This window comes from Aeoliella fuhlenseeensis, from assembly GCF_052161615.1.
Classification (GTDB): Bacteria; Planctomycetota; Planctomycetia; order Pirellulales; family Lacipirellulaceae; genus Aeoliella.
Map to the genome: position 1 here is coordinate 2,270,582 of NZ_CP197417.1, position 20,652 is coordinate 2,291,233.

General features: G+C 61.2%; 16 protein-coding genes. 11 read left to right on the plus strand and 5 right to left on the minus strand.

The annotated features are described in order from the left end of the window. Positions 1–30 precede the first annotated feature (30 nt). From SH292x_RS08770 to SH292x_RS08780, 3 genes are all read right to left on the minus strand, one after another. On the minus strand, positions 31–438 hold the full coding sequence (locus tag SH292x_RS08770) for an ExbD/TolR family protein (protein WP_442485221.1): 408 nt from the start codon (positions 436–438) through the stop codon (positions 31–33). 61 nt (positions 439–499) lie between these two features. Beyond that, complete coding sequence (locus SH292x_RS08775) at positions 500–1,378, minus strand: MotA/TolQ/ExbB proton channel family protein (protein WP_442485222.1); 879 nt, start codon at positions 1,376–1,378, stop codon at positions 500–502. A gap of 134 nt (positions 1,379–1,512) precedes the next feature. After that, positions 1,513–4,623 carry a tetratricopeptide repeat protein gene (locus tag SH292x_RS08780; RefSeq protein WP_442485223.1) on the minus strand — a complete coding sequence of 1,037 codons (3,111 nt, stop codon included), beginning with the start codon at positions 4,621–4,623 and terminating at the stop codon, positions 1,513–1,515. Between the two features lie 284 nt (positions 4,624–4,907). Between SH292x_RS08780 and SH292x_RS08785 the strand changes: the two genes are divergently transcribed. The 7 genes from SH292x_RS08785 to SH292x_RS08815 all read left to right on the plus strand — a co-directional run bounded on the left by SH292x_RS08785 (position 4,908) and on the right by SH292x_RS08815 (position 14,330). Continuing rightward, positions 4,908–6,953 carry a PulJ/GspJ family protein gene (locus tag SH292x_RS08785; protein ID WP_442485224.1) on the plus strand — a complete coding sequence of 682 codons (2,046 nt, stop codon included), beginning with the start codon at positions 4,908–4,910 and terminating at the stop codon, positions 6,951–6,953. 84 nt (positions 6,954–7,037) lie between these two features. Next, positions 7,038–7,463 carry a glycosyl hydrolase 2 galactose-binding domain-containing protein gene (locus tag SH292x_RS08790; RefSeq protein WP_442485225.1) on the plus strand — a complete coding sequence of 142 codons (426 nt, stop codon included), beginning with the start codon at positions 7,038–7,040 and terminating at the stop codon, positions 7,461–7,463. Between the two features lie 173 nt (positions 7,464–7,636). Beyond that, on the plus strand, positions 7,637–8,878 hold the full coding sequence (locus SH292x_RS08795; protein ID WP_442485226.1) for a 3-keto-disaccharide hydrolase: 1,242 nt from the start codon (positions 7,637–7,639) through the stop codon (positions 8,876–8,878). A gap of 337 nt (positions 8,879–9,215) precedes the next feature. Then, entirely contained in the window at positions 9,216–10,430 is a 1,215-nt protein-coding gene (locus SH292x_RS08800) for an argininosuccinate synthase (protein ID WP_442485227.1), read from the plus strand. Positions 10,431–10,541: 111 nt separating this feature from the next. Continuing rightward, complete coding sequence (locus tag SH292x_RS08805; RefSeq protein WP_442485228.1) at positions 10,542–11,237, plus strand: hypothetical protein; 696 nt, start codon at positions 10,542–10,544, stop codon at positions 11,235–11,237. A gap of 31 nt (positions 11,238–11,268) precedes the next feature. Further along, complete coding sequence (locus SH292x_RS08810; RefSeq protein ID WP_442485229.1) at positions 11,269–12,906, plus strand: ABC transporter permease; 1,638 nt, start codon at positions 11,269–11,271, stop codon at positions 12,904–12,906. 167 nt (positions 12,907–13,073) lie between these two features. Then, a complete protein-coding gene (locus SH292x_RS08815; RefSeq protein ID WP_442485230.1) occupies positions 13,074–14,330 on the plus strand; it encodes an aspartate/ornithine carbamoyltransferase family protein in 1,257 nt (418 codons plus the stop codon). A gap of 78 nt (positions 14,331–14,408) precedes the next feature. Here the strand turns inward: SH292x_RS08815 and SH292x_RS08820 are convergent, their stop codons facing one another. Continuing rightward, positions 14,409–14,912, minus strand: coding sequence for a GNAT family N-acetyltransferase (locus SH292x_RS08820; protein WP_442485231.1), 504 nt, complete (start codon positions 14,910–14,912; stop codon positions 14,409–14,411). Positions 14,913–14,989: 77 nt separating this feature from the next. Here SH292x_RS08820 and SH292x_RS08825 point away from each other — a divergent pair, with 77 nt between their 5' ends. The 3 genes from SH292x_RS08825 to SH292x_RS08835 all read left to right on the plus strand — a co-directional run bounded on the left by SH292x_RS08825 (position 14,990) and on the right by SH292x_RS08835 (position 17,899). Then, positions 14,990–15,616: an HAD family hydrolase gene (locus tag SH292x_RS08825; RefSeq protein WP_442485232.1), complete on the plus strand. Its 627-nt coding sequence runs from the start codon at positions 14,990–14,992 to the stop codon at positions 15,614–15,616. A gap of 171 nt (positions 15,617–15,787) precedes the next feature. Next, positions 15,788–16,819, plus strand: a complete 1,032-nt coding sequence (gene waaF, locus SH292x_RS08830) for a lipopolysaccharide heptosyltransferase II (protein ID WP_442485233.1) — start codon at positions 15,788–15,790, stop codon at positions 16,817–16,819. A 15-nt stretch (positions 16,820–16,834) separates the two neighbouring features. Next, a complete protein-coding gene (locus SH292x_RS08835; RefSeq protein WP_442485234.1) occupies positions 16,835–17,899 on the plus strand; it encodes a glycosyltransferase family 4 protein in 1,065 nt (354 codons plus the stop codon). A 3-nt stretch (positions 17,900–17,902) separates the two neighbouring features. Here the strand turns inward: SH292x_RS08835 and xylA are convergent, their stop codons facing one another. Next, entirely contained in the window at positions 17,903–19,228 is a 1,326-nt protein-coding gene (gene xylA / locus SH292x_RS08840; RefSeq protein WP_442485235.1) for a xylose isomerase, read from the minus strand. Positions 19,229–19,403: 175 nt separating this feature from the next. Here xylA and SH292x_RS08845 point away from each other — a divergent pair, with 175 nt between their 5' ends. Beyond that, positions 19,404–20,561: a peptidylprolyl isomerase gene (locus SH292x_RS08845; protein WP_442485236.1), complete on the plus strand. Its 1,158-nt coding sequence runs from the start codon at positions 19,404–19,406 to the stop codon at positions 20,559–20,561. Positions 20,562–20,652 lie beyond the last annotated feature (91 nt).

Below are 20,652 nucleotides of genomic sequence, written 5' to 3' on the forward strand. Positions count from 1 at the left end.
GCGGGCGGTGGGTACTTACTCAGTGACGCGTTACTCGGTAGCGATCGTATAGTCGCGGATGCTCGCCTGATTGCACGCATTCATCACGGTCACCAAGTGCGTGGTGAGCGATTTCTCGTCGGCGCGAATCTTCACTCGCTGCTTGCCGGGATTGTCTTGGTGCAGGCTCTTCAGTTTCTGTTCTAGACTGCCCGCGGTGTATTGCTGGCCGTCGAGAAAGAACTCGCCGGTGGGGGTGATCGTGACGAAGATCTCCTTGCCCGGAAAGATCGTGGGCTCGGCGGCGCTTGCCTTGGGAAGATTGATTGCCATGTCCCGCTCTTCCTCCTCGAATCGCGTAGCGACCAGGAAGAAGATCAGCAGCAAGAACACCATGTCAATCAGCGGCGTGAGATTCAGGGTGTTCTCGGACAGGCCTTTACGAACGGTGACGGGCATGGCGGGGGAAGGACCAATTGATGGAATGACCAATGACCAATGGTGGGACGCTCGCGGTGCGTTACGTCGCTGGTCTTGGAGCTGTGCTTCGCTGTGGGGTGGCGGCGGTTGCGGGGGCGGGTTCGCTTTCGAGGCGTGTTTTGTCGAGGCGCAATTTGCCTTCGTAGCGCTCGACCTGCGGCAACAGCGACGCGGCGAGGTTTTCGACTTCGCGCAGCTGGCGAAGAATGCGGCCTTCGAAATAGTGGGCCAGGATCGCCGCGGGAATGGCGACAACCAAGCCAGCGAACGTGGTCACGAGGGCGATGTAGATACCTTGGGCGAGTGCTTCGCCTTTGTTCGCCGAGTCGGGTAGGTGCGAGGTGACGAAGAACGACTGGATCATGCCCCACACGGTACCCAAGAGACCAATCAGCGGCGTGACGTTCGCCGCGAGATTGAGCGTCCGGACGGGCGAGTAGAGCGCGTCGGTTTCGGCTTGGCAGGCGTTTTCCACCGCGGATTCGACTTCTGCATGGGGGCGACCCACTTTCAGCAGCATCGCGCGAATCACGCGCGCGGCAGAGCTCGGGTAACGTTGACAAAGTTGGTACGCCTGACGCGGGTCGAACACGCTCGACTCGGCAAGACGACCGAGCTCGCGGACCAAACCCTCGGGCACCACCCGCGAATCGCGGAGAGCGAGCATCCGCTCGATCGCTACCGCCACAACGACCAACGACATGAGCGCAATCGGAATCATGAGCGCCCCGCCTCGCATCAAGAGATCGAGGATTGGCATCGACGGCACTTGGGGCGGTGGTGCGGCCTCGGCGAGTTCGGCGTCCGTCGGCGCGCCGAGCACCGCGTTCGCGCGGTCTTCCGACGGACTTTCCTGAGCCGACGCGATCGAACCGAGCGTGATCGTGACGAGGAGGGCGAGTAAGTAGAGGGTTCGCATAAAATATGCCGAGGGAGTTGTTGGCAAGTTGTGGGTGGCTGGGGACGAGTCCTGCGAGCCCCCAGTGATGTTGGTGCTTTACTTCTGGGGGCTCGCGGAACTCGTCCCCAGCCACCCGGAGGTTTCCTTCAGTCTCACTCGCCGAGTTCGGTGAGTCGCGCTTGGGCTAGTTTTGCTTTGGCTTCTTCGGGGAAACGTTCTACCAGTTCTTGATACAGTTTCTTCGCGGCGCTTCCGCGGTCGAGTTGTTCCAGGCAACGCGCGGCTTCGAACAGCGACTCGGCTTGCCAGTGATGATACGCTTCGGGAGCCTCGCCGTCGCCGTACCCATAGGCCACTTTGAAGAACGTCCGCACGGCCTCTTCGTAGTTCTTCTGGGCGAACTGCAACTCGCCGACCACGAACTGCGCCCGAGCACCTACTGGCGAAGTATCGCGGTCGGCTACTTTGGTGAGCAGCGGCATGGCTTCGTCGGTCTTGCCGAGCTTCGAAAGTGCCCAGCCAAGTTCGTAGTCGATTTCATTCCGCCCATCGAACTCTGGGTACTCGTTCACGGCACGCGAGAGCCAATCAATGGAGCCTTGCCAGTCTTCTTGCTGCGCGGCGGCTTGCCCGGCGTGCAGCATGCCGAGCGGGGCGAGCGATTCGGCGCTCGGCTTTGCGTCCTTCGCGGCGGTGTAGGCAGCGAGGGCTTCGGGGTACTTCTCAGCGGCGAACTGCGCTTCGCCCGCCATCCACTTGGCGTCCGGCGCGAGCGGGCCGTCGGGGTGGGCCGCGAGTTGCGCGGAGAACGCCGTGGCGGCAGCGGCGTGGTCACCCGATTTTTGCTCGGACCAGCCAACCATATGCAGCGACTTCTCGTGGAGTTCGGCGTCCTGCTTCGCGGCGTCGGCGGCCGCGGTGTATCGCGCGGCGGCTTCGGCGTAGTCGTCGGCTTCGTAGTAACCTTCGGCGACGCGGAACAGGGCGTCGGCGTGCAGCGGGCTATCGGCGAACTCCGTGGCGAGCTCTTCGAACGCCGCGCGCGACTTATCCCCCTGCCCTGCCTCGCGATACGCCCAGGCGAGTTCGTACCACGCGCGGTCGCGATCGGCGAACTCGCCCGGCGCAGCGGTGACCTTTTCGAGCGTCGCGATTGCTTCGTCCCATTTCTTTTGCCCAGCGAGCGTCGAGCCGAGCGCGAGTGCGACACGAGGATCGTCGGTGCCGAGCGTGGCGAGCACCTTGGCCGCCGCGTCGTTCTCGCCGGTTTGAGCGAGGCACGTCGCTTGGCCGAGCTTCGCCTCGGTGGCGAGCGCGTGGTCGGGGAAATCCGTGACGAGCTTCGCAAACCGCGTGGCGGCGTCCGCGTGTTCGCCCTGCTTCATCACGAGCGTCGCCGCGCGGTACAGGGCGTAGGGCGCGAGGGGGTTGTCGGCCCACGTGCTCGCCAGCTTGTCGTAGTCGGCGATGGCGCTGGCTGGTTCGTTCGCAGTGGTCGCGGCTTCGGCGCGGCGGTAATGCGCCTGGGCGGCGAGCTGCGCGGCGGGCCCGCTGTCGATTAACTGCGTGAGCGTCGTGATCGCGCGGGCCGCGTCGCCACTCGATTGCAGCGCTCGGCCCACGAGCAATTGCGATTCGGCGGTCCAGTCGCTTGGCGGGTTCTGTTCGGTGAGGGGGCGGAGCGAGGCGATGGCTCCTTGGAAGTCGCCGGTGCGGAACTTCGCGCGGCCGACGAGGAACGCCGCTTGCTGACCCGCCGACGTGTCGAGCGGTGCGTTCAGATTCGCGAGCGTCTCGAGAACGCCCGCTTCGTCGTCCGCGGTGCTCTGTGCCCATGCGAGCCGTACCGACCAATCGGCACGCTGCTCGTCCGTGGCTGTTTTAAGTAACTCGGCAAACGTAGCGGCCGCCTCTTTGGCTTCGCCCGATTGAAGCTGGGCCTCGGCGAGCGTGAGCCGGGCGTCGGTCGCGAAGCTGGAGTCGCCATGCTTTGCGAGAATCAGCCCGGCTTGCTGTTTGGCCGCAGCGAGATCACCCAGCTCAAGGGCCGTGGCCGCCGCTAGGTTGCGAGCCTCGGCTGCGAGTTCTCCCTCCGCCGCATCGGCGGCGACGATGTAGGCGGCGAGCGATTCGCCGCGGCGGGCGTCGATGGCGTAGAGGGCTTCGGCTTTGTCGAGCAGCACGTCGGCGGACTTCTGCTTCGCGAGAACTTGATCGGCGGCCTCGATCGCGGCTTCAGGTTCCCCTGCTTCGACTAGCGAACGAACCCACCAGTGCGCGAGGTCGGCGTCGGCGGGGGCGGCGGCGGACGCTTTGGCGAGCTGCGCGGCGGCGCTGGCGTAGTCGCCCGCTTGGTAGAGCGCCTTGCCGGCCGAGGCGATGTCGCCCAGCTTCTCGTAGGCTTCGGCGGCCGCGACGAATTCGCCGGCATTGAACAATGCGCTGGCACTCGCCTTCGCCGCGTAGCTGGCGTCGATGTCGCCACCCAGCGCGATCGCCTCCGCGTAACGCTCGGCTGCTTCCTTCGGACGGTTCGCCGCGGCGAGTGCATCGCCCAGTCGCAGCGTGGCCTGGGCGATCACCGGTTGCGGCGGCGTCGTGGCGAGCAGCTCTTCGAGCGTTTTAATTGCAGCGTCCGTCTCGCCAAGTTCGTTTTGCGTCACTCCGAGTGCCAGCCAGACGCTTGGCGCGAGTTCGTTCTCCTTGTTCTTAGCGAGCCAATCTTGGTAGGCGGCTTGGGCTTCTTTCAATTGCCCCAGGGCGTACATCGACTCGGCACGATAAAACTGGCTCTGCGGGGCGAGTTCGCTCTTGGGGAATTGCTTGGCTAGGCGATCGAAGTCGGCGATCGCTTGCTGATACTGCTTGTTCGCGGCGTCCCCTTCGAGTCTCTGGGCCTGGTTGTAGCGCGCTAGGCCAAGGTTCGCGACGGCTTGCTCGGCGAGTTCATGCTTCGGGTTCGACTTCAGGAACGCTTCGAACGACTTGGTCGCTTCGGGATACTTCGCGAGCTGGAACTGGCAGATGCCCGTGTAGTGCGTGGCCGTCGCGGCGAGGGGGTCGCGGGCATGGTCCTTGGCGAGCTTCTGCCATTCGGCGAGCGCCAGGTCGAACTCGCCCAGCTTCTGGTACCGAGCCGCTACGTTGTACTGGGCGACGGCCGCGGCCGACGATTTGGCCTGCTGGGCGTGCACGGGTGCCGAGGCGAGGAGGGCGATCGCCACAGCAGCGATCCAAACGCGGGCCGGGGACGTAGAGTTCATAGTCGAGCCGTCCGAAGGTTGGCAGGATTGTAGAGAATTGCGGTTGCCAGGTAGTTCGCCGCGAATCCCCCAATTATCGCCGTACGGGGCGAATGTTCTAGATTGGTCGCCGGTGTTTGCCTTTATTCCCGCTGCCGGGTGCGGAACTTGGCAGGTAAATCGCCCCGCTCGCTTCAACTCTTTCTTGACAAACACCTTACGTCGGGTTGCAATGGAGAATTAGGAACGGCCTGTCGCGCCAGGGGCCCCGGGCGACACGGCCAACGAGAATCGAGGTATCCCAGGTGATCGTAACCATCTTTTCTACCCAGCGCCCATCGCGCGCCCATGCCGCGCGACCGTTTTCCATTTCTCACCCCTCGCCCCTCGCCCCTCGAGCCGCCGGTTTCACGCTGGTCGAAATGCTGATCGCTATCAGCATCACGCTGGTGATGATGTCGGTGGTAGTGGGCGTGTTTGCGACGCTCAGCGAAAGCGTGTCGAAACGCCGCTCGGCAATCGAAGTCGGCACACAGCTTCGCCACGTGCGAAACGTCCTGCAACGCGACCTCGAAGGAGCCACCTGCCCGGTAATCCCCTGGCAGAGGCCGGAGTCGGACGTTGGATATTTTGAGATTGTGGAAGGGCCTTACGCGGATTTTTATCCGAGTCTGTTGACGGATGGTCGCGTCGGAGGCGCTAATACTTCATCCACTGCTATTGGGCCGGAAATCGACTACTCGATATCGACCATTCCGTCGAGCGACGTGCCAGTTCTCGACGGTGAGGTGACCAACGCCGGTGGACTTGGCGACCACGACGACGTGCTTGCGTTTACGTCCCGGAATGAGAAGGAGCCTTTTACGGGGCCGGCACCGCTCGGCAATGTTGGAGCAAGTGGAGGGCAGAATCCGTTTGTCGCTTGGGCTTCGCAGTCAATCTCTTCGCCGGTGGCAGAAGTAGTTTGGTTCTGCATGGAAAATCCGCCTGAGGAGTACGATGCACTAAGCTCTTTTGGCGAAGCGGGGTTTCGAACAATTTATCGTCGTACGCTTCTTGTCGCGCCGTGGCTCGATTATCGCTACGACGTGGGCGGTGGACCGAAGAGCCGTCCAGGAGTTCTTCGCATTCTTGATCGAGCGAACGTCACAGAGGCCCAGGCACTAGCTGCACTGATAGCCTTTCAAGAGCGGTATGATATTTCCGCTCGGATTAATTTCGATCCGACCATTCGCAATGACGGTCGCTGGACCATCGTTGCCAACACCCTCGCTGACCTTACCGACCGTAAGAATCGGTTTGAGCATCACGGGTACGTCGAAGGTGCTGGCCGGCGATTCCCTTATGTTACTGTATCTAAGGGCTTTACTGATGATGGCAATGCGGTCCGGTTCTATGCCGACGCAGAAGCCTACCCTGGTGGAAATGTTCCGACGTCAGCGCAAGGAACTTTGTTGAAGTCGAGAACGTCAGTACTTGGTGTCAACGTGACCGATCCCAGCAGCGGCTATCTGGGAAGACCGTTCGTCGCAATTGAGGGCGGTGCGACGGCTCGTGCAATGACCAACGAGAATGGACAAATAACCTATGTGACGACTGGCCTGGTTCCCCTAGGCGTTACAGGTCAGCGCACCACGCGAGTTGGTGCCGATCTCATGCTAGCGGATGCCTTGGCGTTCGACGTGCAGGTGTTCGATCCTAATGCCCCCGTGTATGGCCTCCGAACGAATGGGCGTGCTTTGCTGCGTCGTGATAATGATCTTGGCCAATCCGAGCTTGATTTCACAGCAGTGGGGCCCGGTAGTGCTGGATGGTGGAGCGGATTCGCTCAGTATCTTTCCGTGAACGACCCGAATAGCAACGACAACCCACTCGTAGTTCGTGAAGGAGCCTACGCCGATTTGGGATACGCCGCACTCCATGCTGCCGTGAACAACGTGAGTCTTCCTGCGGTCACATTATCCACTCTGGCCGGCCTCCCCAACAATAGATCGCTTCCCGTGGACTCTGCCCTCACTCGCGTCTACGACACGTGGAACTTCGGCTACGAGAACGACGGAGTGAATCAGGATCTTGATGAGGTTGTTAACGGCGGATGGCGTTTCTTTGGGAATGGCAATCCGACTGGAACACCATTAATCGATGAAGGTACAGACGGATTCGACAGCTTTGGCGATTACCCAGCTGGTCAGGGACTTCTGCTTTACGGCCCCGACGATCCGGGCGAGCGGGAAACCTCTCCCCCCTACCCCGTGCCGCTGCGGGCGGTGCAGGTGAAACTCCGCGCCTACGAGCCCGATAGTCGGCAGATGCGCGAAGTGACCGTCCGTCAGCATTTTGTACCAGAATGACCGTGGCTATAAGCTGTAGGCTTTAGGCTGTAAGCATGAAAGCTTCTGGCCTACAGCTTATAGCTAACAGCCTAAAGCCCCACTATGCACTTCATCCGTCTACGTGGTCCCTGGCGGCTGGAGGTGCTGGAGCAACTCGCCGGTGCGCCCACGGTGCGCGAGGGGAAGCAGCAGATGCCGGCCGATTGGTCGGGGCTGTTGGGCGACGATTTCCGCGGCACGGTCCGCTACCGCCGGGTGTTCCACGAGCCGACGGGCCTCGAACCGGGGCAGCAAGTGTGGCTGTCGATCGAGGGGCTGGCGACCTCGGCCACGATTTCTCTCAATGGCACGCCGCTCCCGCCGCACGCTGGTCACGAAGAATGGCGGCACGAAATCCGCGAATTGCTTTTGCCCAACTCCGAACTGATAATCGACGTCACCCACCCCGCCACCGCGGAGGGCCCCGGCGGACTGACCGGTTTGGTGCAACTCGAAATCCAAACCGTGCGGCCAAGGCCGGTGGATTGAATGATTAACAGAAGGGAACGAAGGAAACGAAGAGTGGACCGCTGATCGACGCTAATCAACGCTAATGAAGATATTAGCGAAGATTAGCGTTAATCAGCGGTCCTGAATCCTTCCTTCGTTCTCTTCGTTACCTTCTGTTTCAAAAACAAACCTAGACCGACTCGGTGTTTGCTATGAATCGTGCTTTGCTTCTATTGGTTGCCTTGCTCGCCGTGGGTTCGGTGGGGGCGGAGTTTCCCGATGCGAAGGATTGGCAGCCGACTTGGAGCGAAGTCGGCGCCGAGCGAGAAGCGGTTTGGCTAGACGATGACTTGCTCGCAGGCGATTGGATTCAGCTCGACAATCGCTCGCTCTTCGGATGGAAGGCGACTGCCGGCTCGAAGTGGACGGCGAAGGACGAGGGAGGAATCGTCGCCGGATCCGAGCAGCCCGGCTGGTTGATGACTACCCCGGAGTGGGAAGACTTCGAACTGATCGTCGATTACAAATCGGCAGAAGGTGCCAACAGCGGTGTTTTCATTCGCACCGAGCTCGAACCCAAGAATCCCGCGACGGACTGTTACGAGATCAACATCGCCCCGCCGTCGAATCCGTTCCCCACCGGCAGCATCGTCGAGCACAAGAAAGCCACGTACGCCAAGGGGCAGCTCGAACAGATCGAAGTCAGCGATCAGGTGCATCGGCTGCACATCATCGCCAAGGGTCCGCACATTCAGGTGAAGCTCGATGGCGAGTTGGTTACCGACTTTACCGACGACAGCGAACACCCTCGACTTAAGGGATACATCGGTTTGCAGCAGAAGGAAGGCACCGTCACTTTTGAGCGCGTGTTGCTCAAGCCGCTGGGTACCAAGCCGATCTTCAACGGCAAGGACCTCGCCGGCTGGAAGACCGACCTCGCGGGGCCGGCCAAGTTCTCGGTCACCAAGGCGGGCGAGCTGGAGATCATCGGCGGTGCGGGGCAAGCCGAGAGCGAAGGCGAGTATGGCGACTTCGTGTTGCAGTTCGAATGCAAGACGAACGGCGAGGGTTTGAACTCGGGCGTGTTCTTCCGTTCGATCCCGGGCGACAAGATGAATGGCTACGAGTGCCAGGTGCAGAATCAGTACACGGGTGGCGATCGCACCAAGCCCAAGGACTGTGGCACCGGTGGCATCTACCGCCGCATCAACGCCCGCTTGGTGAACGCCAACGATCACGAGTGGTTCCACGTGACCGTGAACGCCAACGGCCCGCACTTCGCCGTGTGGGTGAATGGCATCCAGGTGACCGACTGGACCGACACCCGCCCGCCCCACGAGAACCCGCGAAACGGCCTGCGCCTCAAGCCCGGCACGTTCTGCCTGCAGGCCCACGATCCGACGACCGATTTGCTGTTCCGGGATATCCGGGTGGGAGAGATGGTGGGGGAATGATTAATTCCATCTAGTCCCCTCTCCCCCGAGTCGTTGGCGCGCGGTGCTCGGGTGGCGAAGAGGCTGAAATCGCAAACGATTTGGGGGAGAGGGTTAGGGTGAGGGGGGAGTTTGCTCGCACGCCCTGCCCCCTCACCCCGGCCCTCTCCCCCAGATTGTTTCCCCAATGCAGCCTCTAGTGTGAACCGGCCCCCGAAACAATCCGGGGGAGAGGGTGTAGGACGAGGCCGCATTCCCCGCGTCTTGCCAATCCCCCGCGAGCGAACCACAATCGGTGGCGGTGCGTCGTTTTCCGGTCGCCCTCCCTCTAACCCTTCGTGCTTAGGATTCGAATCTCATGGCTAGTTGCGTGCTCGCTTACTCGGGCGGTTTGGACACGTCGGTGATCCTCGGTTGGTTGCAGGACGAAGGGTGGGACGTTCATTGCGTGTACGTCGACCTCGGCCAGCCCGGCGAAGACCGCGACGCCATGATCAAGAAGGCGAACGACTGCGGCGCGGCGTCGGCTCGCATTGTCGACGTGCAAGAGGAACTATGCCGCGACTACGCGTTCCCCGTCATGCAGTGGCAGGCGAAGTACGAGGGCATCTACCTCTTGGGCACATCGATCGCCCGCCCGCTGATCTCCAAGGCCATTCTCGAAGTGGCCCGCGAAGTCGGTGCCGAGGCGTACGCTCACGGCGCGACGGGCAAAGGCAACGACCAGTGCCGCTTCCAGCTCGCCGCCGAGGCGCTGGAGCCAGAGATCAAGATCATCGCGCCGTGGCGGATCAAGAAGTTCCGTGACCTGTTCCCCGGCCGCACCGAGATGATCGAGTACTGCGAAGCCAAGAACATCCCCGTGAAGGCGTCGAAGTCGAAGCCCTACAGCAGCGACGAGAACTGCCTGCACATCAGCTACGAGGCAGGCGATCTCGAAGACCCCAACATGAATGGCGTCTCGATCATCGACTTCGGCATGACGGTCAGTCCCCAAGACGCGCCGGACAAAACCGAGGAAGTGACCATCGGTTTCGAGGCGGGCATTCCGGTGAGCGTGAATGGCAAGAAGCTCTCGGCGCTCGAAGTAGTGAAGACGATGAACGAGATCGCCGGCCGCAATGGCGTGGGCCGCATCGATATCGTCGAAAACCGTTTCGTCGGCATGAAGAGCCGCGGGGTGTACGAAGCCCCCGGCATGACCGCGCTGTACGCGGCGCATCTGCAGCTGGAGCAGCTGACGCTCGACCGCGACTTGGTTCACCTTCGCGATCGCATCGCGCCCGAAGTCGCCGAGATGGTGTACTACGGGTTCTGGTTCGTGCCGAAGATGGACGCCCTGATGGCCTTCATCAAGGAAGCCCAAAAGCCGGTGACCGGCGAAGTGAAGCTCGGCCTCTACAAAGGCAACATCGAAATCCACGGCCGCACCAGCCCAAATAGCCTGTACGACGCCGCGATCGCCAGCATGGAAGGCGGCGGCAGCTACGACCAAACCGACGCCGAAGGCTTCTTGCGATTGCACGGCCTGCCAAGCCGGGTGATGGGCAAAGTCCGGCCACGGAAGTATTGAGTTGGCGCAGGTCAGGATGAAAGAAGAAGTAGGACGCGGATGAACGCGGATTGGGCAGGATTTACGCGGATGGAATTACAGGTTGAGATTGTCGAGTAGTGGATCAGAGGAATGAACGACGACCTATCTCCGCTGCTTCAAGTCTTGCCAGCGATTCCTATTGAGGTAGAACGCTACTTCGAGAAAGTTAGGAGCGGCGCGTATTCAGGACGAACTCAGCTTGGACTTAACTTGTTACCCCCTGCTGAAGTTGCTCAGCTGACAGCCACTTTTCGTGAGTTTCATCCACTGATCCAGCAGACCGGTGCGATTATTCTCGATGATGCGGATACGAGCGACTATCACTGCTATGTTCCCGACTTGCCAATTGCGGGCTCCGTGCTTCATCTTCGACATGATGGCGAATCGCGAATCGTTTTTGCAAGCCTATCGGATTTCGTTCAGGCTGCTGATCGGTGTCTAGTCGGCGATAATGACTTGGGTGATTATCACCTTCCGTTTACACCGCTTGCTACAGACCAGGAACGGCTGAGCGAGAAGATCGCGACTTTCTACCATCAGCAGGACGAGGATGTTGAGGCTAGCATCCTTCTTCTTGTTGAATCGTCGAGTCTTTCAGATGACGCGCTATTTATCGAGATTGCCGCAGATAGTAACTTCTACTTCGGCGAAGCGATTGCCAATACGATTCTAGTTCGCCCTCGCGCGTCTCTCTTGGAGCTAGCGAAAGTTTGCAGTCAACATCCGCACCCGCAAGTTTCGCGACCGGGTGCCAAGGCGTTGAGTGCCGTCCAAGGGCTCCAGTAGAAGGTGCAATCCTCTCCAACTCCCAACTCGCATGTACCTCACCCAAAACCCAGTCCTCCAGTACGAACTCCTCAGCAACCTTCGCCTGTTCCGGGCGTTTGTGTTGTTGTTTGCGTACGTGGCGCTATTGGGTGGCGTGGTGTATCTCGCGTGGCCGCAGTCGCAGACGCTCGATTTTGCTCAGCCGGAGGAAGCGAAGCGGCTGGTGAATCTGTTCTTCTTCGGGCAGTACATGCTGGCCTCGCTCATGACCCCGAGCTTTGCGGCCGGCGCGATCACAGGTGAGAAAGAGCGGCAGAGTTACGAGATGCTGCTCGCCAGTCCGCTGAGGCCAGGGGCGATTGTGCTCGGCAAGCTCCTCGCGGCGCTACTGCACCTCGCGATCTTGATGATCTGCTCGCTGCCGATTGTGATGCTTTGCTTGCCACTTGGCGGTGTGCACTACACCGAGGTGATCGGTGCGTACGTGGCGATGATTTCGTCGGTCACGCTGTCGGGCATGATCTGCTTGTGGGCGAGCAGCTACTTCAGCCGCACCTCGGCGTCGCTGCTGGTGAGTTATCTGATGATCTTGCCACTCGCGATGGTCGGCGTGCTGGTGTGGAACGCCCTGGGAAGCCAAGGCACCGCGCGGGTGTTCTTCGCCACGACCGTCGTGCCCGCGGTGTGCTTAGGATTATCCGCCGTGTTCTGGTTCGCCACGACGCGAAGGCTTCTGCACCCGGCCGACTTTGGCAGCGGCGGCAAAGACGTGGTGGACCTCGACAACGAAGCCCGCGAGGCCGTTGGCCTTTACATCAAGCGCGACGAGTTCCCCGATCGCCTGTTCGCGCCGCCCAAGCGAACCACGCTGCTCGAAGATGGTGCGAACCCAATCTACGACAAAGAGATGCGTAGCGAGATCTTCAGCCAAGGCACTCTAATGCTGCGGCTGGTGATTCAGATTTCGATGCTGCTCGCGCTCCCCATCATGGCGGTCTGCCTTTACATCTTCCCGCAATACGCCCCGTGGTACATCGGCTACGTGCTGCTCTTCAACATGCTGGTCGGCCCCGTGTTCTCGGCGGGCAGCGTGTGCAACGAGCGCGAACGCGAGACTCTCGACCTCTTGCTGGTGACGCTCATCACGCCGTGGCAAATGCTGTGGGGCAAGTTGCTCTCGGGCCTTCGTGTGTCGAGCGTGCTGTCGAGCTTCTTGATGTGGCCCGTGCTGCTCGCATGCCTCATGCCAGTTGGGTACTGGTCAAACCTCGGCACCATGCTGGGGTATTTCGTTATCTTCGCCCTGACGTGCATCACCACGGCGATGACGGCCCTGTTCTGCTCGGTGATCTTTTCGAAAACCTCGCAAAGTCTGATGGCGAGCTACCTGATCATCATCACGCTGTTCGTCGCCCCGCTCGCGGCGCGGTATTTTTCGGAGACGTTCTTCACCGGTACCGAGGCCGCCGCCGTGGTGCGACTCACCAGCGTCACCAGCCCCTTCGCCGCCGCGTTCGCGCTGCCGCTAGAGTTCGACACCGAAATCCGTCCCCCCGACGCGAAGGTTTCGAGTTGGAAGGACATGGACATCTTCTTCGGCTACCTGGCGACCACGCTCGCCTACAACGGCGCGCTACTGGGGATCATTGTGTGGCTATTTCAGGCAAGATGGCGCGTCGCGGATTAAATGTTTAACGCCCAGCCGTAGGCGCCGGCTACCTCCGAAGCATGAGTAGCCGGCGCCTACGGCTGGGCGTTAAACGAAGAAACTCTCTCGATATCCGAGCCCGTTGACTCTCCCCGCTGCGGTGTGCGATAACTTCGGAAGTGCCACGACAATCCGAGGCCCGCGCGATGAACGCCCTCATGCAGCCCCCCGCCAGCGAATCCAACGTTCCCCGCACTCAGGACGAACGCGACCTGTTGCATTACGCGGGGCGTCTCGAACGACCCACGAAAGTGAAAACGCCCGAGCTCGAGCGCAGCGGGCGGCTTCGGCACGTGATCTTCTCCGGCCAGTTTTCGGTCGAGCTACTCGAAGAACTCGGCGGCGTCGCCGACGCCATCCGCCTGATCTCGAAGCACCGCGCCGGGCAAGATTTTCTGATCAACCTGCTGCACCACAAGCGGGCCATGCTGTACTTCACGCAGCCCTCGACCCGCACGTTCCTATCGTTCATGGCGGCGTGCCAGATCCTGGGCATCACGTGCAACGAAGTTCGCGACGCCTCGACTTCGTCCGAAACCAAGGGTGAGACGCGGTTCGACTCGATTCGCATGTTCTCCAGCTACTTCGACCTGATCGTCATGCGGTCGCCGCTCGCCCGACTGGCCGAGAGCTGTGCGTACCTGATGAACGACCTCGAACGCTCGGGCAGTCGAAGCGTGCCCATCATCAACGCCGGCTCGGGTGCCGACGAGCATCCGACGCAGGCGCTCTTAGATATTTACACGTTGCAGCGAACCTTCAGCTTCGCCGGACCCAACGACTCAGCACACACGTCGCGGTTCGAAGACCTGCGAAGGCTTCCCGGCTGCGAGAACCTGACCAAGGGACTCGACGGCAAAACCTACGCCTTCTGCGGCGACATCGGGCGTGGCCGTACGGTCCGTTCGCTCGCCATGCTGCTCGCCAACTACGAGAATGTGCGGCTGGTGTTCATCGCCCCCGATCATCCTTCGCTAGTCATGCGGGAGGACTTGCGGCAAAGGCTCGAAGCGCGGAACGTGCGATTCTACGAGTTCGATTCGTTCGAGCAGCAGCTCGATGGCCGGCCGGTGATCGAGCAACTCGACGCCCTCTACATGACACGGATTCAGAAAGAGCACGACACGGCGGCCGACTCCGAGCACTCCGCTGCCATCGACTTCTCGCGCTACTGCCTGTCTCCCGAGCTCGTCGGCAGGATGAAACCGTACGCTCCGATCCTCCATCCGTTTCCGCGCGACCAGCACTTCGGCGAGATCCCGCCCGAAATCGACGACGATCCCCGCGCGATGTACTTCCGCCAAGCCCGCAACGGCATGTGGGTCCGCGCCGCTCTGCTGGCCCACGTCTTCGACGTCGACGGCCAAATCATGCGCTACTTCCACGGCAACTTCGGCGTGTAAGAGTCACTCGTAGCCGGATTCGCCAGAATTCGGGTGTGCTGCGAGTGAAGTCCGAATTCTGGCGAATCCGGCTACGCACTAGGAAGTCTCGACCACCCACTGCATGAACACCGTGTCGTGCCACGCGTCGAACTTCCGCGCGATTTCCGTGAATCGCCCTGCTTCGTGGAAGCCGAACTTCAGGTGGAGCCGGATGCTGGCGACCTGCTCGCTGTCGATCACGGCGATGATGGAGTGCAATCCGAGTTCACGGACACGCTCCATTTGATCCTGCAAAATGATAGAGCCCAAACCACGCCGCACATGGTCAGGGTGGACGTAGATTGAGTTCTCGACCGTCGTGTTATAGCCCGAGAGCACGCGGAACGTGCCAAGCGACCCCCACGCCAGGATCTCGCCCTCTCCTTCGACCACGGTCACCGGATGAATCGGCGCGCGGCTCGTAAACCATGCGGTGCGAGCCTCGGAAGTTAAGGGCTCCAGCGCGTACGTCGAGCAGGTATCGCGGACGTAGTGCGCGTGGATCGCGTTGATCGCGGGCAGGTCGGCCTCGGTGGCCAGGCGTAACTCGGGAGTGCTCATCGATGCCAGAGTGAGGTAAAACAGTCGAATCGAAGTCTGCTATTGTAGCCACCCACTGCCCGAAGCCTATACCGCCCATGTCTCCGCAATTTCTCTACTTTGACCTCGGCAACGTCCTGTTGACCTTCTCCAACGAGCGGGCCTGCGAACAACTCGCCGCGCTGGCCGAGGTGCCCTACGCCGACGTCGCGCGGCTGATCCTCGGGCCGCACGAGCAGGAGAGCCTGCTGTGGAAGTTCGAGCATGGCCTAGTGAGCGAGCCCGAGTTTTTCGCTTACTTCTGCGACAACCTGGGCGTCGAACCCGACCTTGGGGCGTTCGAGCTCGCGGCGGCCGACATGTTCGCTCCTATTCAGGCGAGTTTTGACCTGGTGACCAAGCTCCACGTCGCGGGGCACCGGCTGGGGATCCTGTCGAACACCAACCCGGTGCATTGGCGTTTTCTCACGGAAGGGCGGTTCCCCGTGCTCAACTCGGCGTTCGAGGTCCACCTCACCAGCTTCGAAGCCCAGAGCATGAAGCCGGCCCGACGGATTTACGACGTGGCGGTCGAGCGTGCGGGCGTGCCGGGCTCTGCCGTATTTTTTGTTGACGACCGGCTGGAGAACGTCGAAGGAGCCATCGCCGCGGGGCTCGACGCCGTGCAGTACGTGGGCCATGACCAACTGGTGGCGGATTTGCGAGCTCGTGGACTGACGTGGTGAGTCCGCCCCAGTCCGATCGCGAGTGCTAGCATACGTCGCCCGGCCATCGCACGTTCTCAGGCAAAATCGGGGTCGGAGACGCCTCCCACAGTTTGCTCGTCGAGGTGAGGTTGCACTTTTTCGCCAGCTACGGTTATCCTGCCGCGCACGAAACTTTGAAGGAGTATCTTGATGCGGCTGGCGGTATTCTTGCCCAACTGGATTGGCGATGTCGTGATGGCGACCCCTGCTTTGCGCGCGCTCCGGCGTGTGGCGGGTGAGAATGGTCAACTGATCGGCGTTATGCGACCCTACGTCGCCGAGGTTCTTGCAGGCACGCCATGGCTCGACGAGGAGATCCTCTACTCGCCCGACGCCAAGAAGGGCGACCTGCGACAATCGGCGGCCCTTGCCCGGCTCCGTGCCGCGAGGCCCGACCGCATTGTTCTGTTTACCAACTCGCTGCGGACCGGTTGGATGGCGTACCGAGCCGGTGCTCGCGAGCGGGTTGGCACGGCACGAAGCCTTCGCCGCTGGCTGATGACCACCAAGGTCGACACCGGTGGTGCCGCGACGATCGATTCGTACCTCAAAATTGCTTACGCGGGCGGCGGGAGTCTCGAGCCGCCGCGGATGGAACTCGCCACCACCGGCGAGGACGAAGCCGCCGCCGATGCCGTGTGGCGGGTGTTGGGGCTGCCCGTGAATAATCGCGTGGTGGTGATCAATTCGGGGGGAGCGTTTGGTGCCGCCAAGCACTGGCCTGCCGAGCACTTCGCCGCCGTCGCCCGGCGTTTGGCCCACGAAGAGAACTTACACGTCTTGGTGAACTGCGGCCCCGCCGAGCGCGACATCGCTCGTGCCATTGTCCGCCAAGCGGCCGATCGCCGAGTGGTGAGCCTTGCCGACTTTGATGTACCGCTGGGGCTGACGAAAGCGTGCATCCGCCGCTCTCGCTTGCTGCTGACAACCGACAGCGGTCCACGATTCTTCGGCATCGCCTTTGGTAAGCCAGTGGTCTCGCTCTTCGGTCCGACGTCGCCCGAGCACACGGTGACGCACTACGAGCTGGAGCAAACCCTCACGCTCAACCTCGATTGCCAGCCCTGCATGGAGCGAACCTGCCCGCTTGGGCACCACGCTTGCATGCGCGACCTGTCGGTCGACCACGTGTACCGCCAAGTGATTAGCAGCCTTCGCCAAACTGCCACCTCCGCCGCCTAGTGGTTCCACGCTGCCATGCGAATTCTCACCATCGGCGCGAAATCGACCATCAACACGGCCCTCGCCAAACAGCCGGGCATGGAAGTTTGGAGCATGTCGATTGGTGGCGACGTGCCGACGGGCGTCGCTCGGGTGCTGCCCTACAACCGCAGTGGCAAGGTCGCACTCTCAGGGATTCAGCAGGTTCGCCGCGCAATTCGAGAGTCGCAGCCCGACCTGGTTCATGCGTTCTATCCCAGGCCACTGGCGCACGCCGTGCTGGCAACAAGCACGCTTGGTTCGCGCGTACCGATCGTTTCCTATCGCGGAATCGCTACGCCGCCGCAGCGATGGAATCCTGAGCAATGGATCACCTACCACTCGCCATTGGTGACGGCGCACGCCTGCGAGTCGGAGGCCGTGACCGATTCCCTTGTCGCATCGGGAATACCAGCTGATCGATGTCACGTCGTTTACAATACGGTAGGCCCCCCGCAGGTGGCGCTGCCGAGCGACGAAGTGAGACGGGAGCTTGGGCTCGCACCTGATGCGTTCGTGGTGATGATGGTCGCGAACTTGCGCCGCGTGAAGGGGGCGGATCTATTGATCGAAGCGGCTAAACGCTGCTTGGATCTTCCCCAGTTGCAGATCGTGCTCGTCGGTCGCGTGCTCGATTCGAGGTTAAAGCGACTCGCCGCGCAGCCGCAGCTTCAAGGTCGCGTTTTCTTGCGCGGCTACGAGCCGAAAGCATCCAAGCTACTAGCGGCGGCGGACTTGTTCGCCATGCCGTCCCGGGCCGAGGCGCTTTGCATGGCCCTCGTAGAAGCGATGACGGCTGGGATCTGCCCGGTAGTGAGCAACGCCGGGGGAATGAAGGAAGCCGTGCGACATCAAACCGATGGTATTGTGTTTCCCAGTGAGGACGCACAAGCCCTCGCCACCGCCATTCGTACGCTGTACCACGATCGCGATCTCATGCAGCAATACGCGGGTAGCGCTCAGGCTCGGGTTTTGCGCGAGTTTTCAAGCGACGCCATGGCCCAGCGTCTGGCGAAACTCTACGCCAACGTGCTGCGAGTACCCAGTGGCGTCGCCGCTTAACGATTACAAGTAATCGTTGATCAGATTCTCGATCATTTCTTGCCGGCCACTGGCGTTGGCCGTTGCCTCGCCCTTTTCCAGCATGAGCTTCTCAAGGCTCGCAAGCGAGTGCTTGCCCGCTTCGATGTCCTTGCCGAGCGGCGACGACCAGCTTGAGTAACGCTCGTCCACAATCGATTGCAATCGCCCATCGGCGCGAATCGCCGCCGCGATCTTCAAACCGCGAGCGAACGCGTCCATGCCGCCGATGTGCGCGTAGAACAAGTCGAGCGGCTCGAAGCTTTCGCGGCGCACCTTGGCGTCGAAGTTCACGCCGCCGGTCGTAAGTCCGCCGTACTTAAGGATCGAGTGCATGCACTGCGTCGTGAGGTAGATGTCGGTGGGAAACTGATCGGTGTCCCAGCCGAGCAGTACGTCGCCCGTGTTGGCATCGATCGAGCCGAGCGATCCCGCCGAACCGGCGACTTCGAGCTCGTGCTGCATCGTGTGGCCGGCGAGTGTCGCGTGGTTGGTCTCCAGGTTCAGCTTAAAGTGATCCATCAAGTCGTACTGACGCAGGAAGTTCAAACACGCCGCGGCGTCGCTGTCGTACTGGTGCTTGGTCGGCTCCATGGGCTTCGGTTCGATGTAGAACGGACCCGTATAGCCAATCTCCTTGGCGTAGTCGACCGCCATGTGCAGTAGCTTCGCGAGGTGGTCAAGTTCGCGATGCATGTCGGTGTTCCAAAGGCACTGATAGCCTTCGCGCCCACCCCAGAACGTATAGCCCTCGCCTCCCAGATCGTGCGTGACTTCGAGGGCCTTCTTCACCTGCGCCGCGGCGTAGGCAAACACCTCGGCATTGGGGCTCGTCGCCGCGCCGTGCATGTACCGGCGATTCGAAAACAGATTCGCCGTGCCCCACAGTAGCTTGATGCCGGTTCGCTGTTGCTCTTCTTTTAGGACCTTCGCAACCGCGTCCAGGTTCTTGTTGCTCTCGGCGAGCGTGGCTCCCTCGGGGGCAACATCGCGGTCGTGAAACGCGTAGTACGGCGCGGTGAGCTTCTCCATGAACTCGAACGCCACGCGAACCCGGCGCTGAGCGTTCTCGACTGACTCGGTGCCATCGTCCCAGGGGCGCACGGCCGTACCGACGCCGAACGGATCACCGAGCGGATTGCGGAACGTATGCCAGTACACAACGCTGAACCGCAGGTGGTCGCGCATCGACTTCCCCTCGACCAGCTCCTCGGCGTTGTAGTGACGGAAAGCCAGCGGGTTGCGGCTATCCGGTCCCTCGAACCGAATGGTCTCCACGTCGGGAAAGGCGGGGCCTGAAAAAGTCGGCATGGTCGTCACAATCGGTCAGGAGTCGCGAAAAGCCCCAGCCTCCGCCGGGCGGGAAACGCCGGATTTTAGCAGCCTATTGGCTCGCGGAACACTCTCCGAATCGTGGACAGATTGGGGGGGCACAAGTAGGCTGGAGGTTTGGAACTGGAAGAGCACACCGAGAGCGATACACAACATGCCCACCCCTCTTCGCCGTCAGCGCCTGCGTGGCGTGCTTCAGGTTGTGGTTATGTCGTTTCTCGCACTCGCCGCCGCTGCTCAGGTGGATTGCGATGCGGCTCAAGTAACGCACCGCGTCCGCCTCTATTGGGACGGGGGCGTAGCCGAGCTCGATTTGTTCGGCGAGGCCTCTCCACGGCACGTAGCCAACTTCCTTCGGTACGTCGATATCGGAACGTACGATGGTTCCTACTCGCACCGCTCCGCGTCGGGATCTGCAAAGTTCATCCAAGGCGGCAGTTTCTACTACCCGCAGCCCTTCAGTCCCTCGGCCATGCATCTCTACGGGATGCAGTCGCTGTTCGGCCAGATCAAGAACGAGTACGACGTCAGCAATGGACTTACCAATTCTCCTGGCACAATAGCCGCGGCACGAACGGCGGCACTCGATAGCGCGACGGTCGGTTGGTTCATCAACGTAACGGACAACTCTTCTGCATTTGGGAATCCAGCGAGTCCCTACACGGTATTTGGGCAAGTCAGCACGGGCATGTCCTCTCTGAACCAATTGGCCACATTGCCGACAGCGTCTGCCGTCTTTCCAGGGCAAGTAAATTCGGGAGTGGCAACAGCCCCGATCGCTAACTTTGGCACGTCGAGCGCCCCAAGTTGGCGGCCCCCTATCTTCTATAAATGGGTCCGCGTGCCGCTGGTGACCGGCGATTTCAATCTCGATGGGATTGTGAACGCCGCGGACCAAGCAGTCTGGACAGCGGGACAGGGAGATTTTTCGACCGCGAACCTGACCGCAGACGCGAACGGAGATGGCTTGGTCAACAATGCGGATTTGACCATCATGCAGCAGAACCTCGGTGACGGCCAGCTTATGAATCTCCCCGGCGACTTCAACGCGAGCGGCGTTGTGAACGCGGCCGACTACCTGTGGTGGAAAACCCAGTTCGGCTCGGCCACGACGTTGGACTCGGATGGCAATGGGAACGGCAAGGTCGATCTCGCTGACTACACCGTGTGGCGGGACAATCTGGGGCGATCTCTCCCCGGCACGGTGCTCGCTTCCACCCAAGTCCCTGAGCCAAAATCGATCGCCATGTTCGTGGTGCTTGGCTCGATTGCTGGCCTCTTGTACCGCGCAAAAAAAGCGGGCCTCGAATGAGCCGGACACACGCCGAGCTGGCATGACGGTCAGGGGCAAGTCAACCGTCACACCAAAATTCATTCGAGGCCCCGCGGGCCAGCAGGTTGTA